Annotated in this window: 1 protein-coding gene; it reads right to left on the bottom strand. The window is 38.4% G+C overall.

The features are described 5' to 3' along the window. The coding region (locus tag FE392_RS23190) for an RNA-guided endonuclease TnpB family protein (RefSeq protein ID WP_319932022.1) at positions 1–310 on the bottom strand (310 nt) is incomplete at both ends.

The following is a 310-nucleotide window of genomic DNA, read 5'->3' as shown; positions in this document are numbered from 1 at the left end:
GTTACCATCAATCACAGTTGCGTAGCGAATATTCATCGCCCCAACGATATCACGATGTTTCTCAAACCCACATTGACACTTGTATTTTCTGTCTTGCGCCTTGTTCTTTTCAGAACATTTCGGACATGTTTGACTTGTATAAGAAGGGTTCACATATTCGACCTTTATGCCAACTAATGTCGCTTTGTACTCGATGAATTGTGCTAAACGATGGAATGACCAAGTGTGTAGATTTTTTTCGTTTTTACGGCTTGTTCTTGCCGTCTGTCTAATATTCGTTAGTTGTTCTAAACGAATAACAGAAATGTTA

Origin of the sequence: Xenorhabdus santafensis, from assembly GCF_033949405.1 — a bacterium.
GTDB lineage: Bacteria > Pseudomonadota > Gammaproteobacteria > Enterobacterales > Enterobacteriaceae > Xenorhabdus > Xenorhabdus santafensis.
This window is presented reverse-complemented; position numbering and strand designations above follow the sequence as displayed.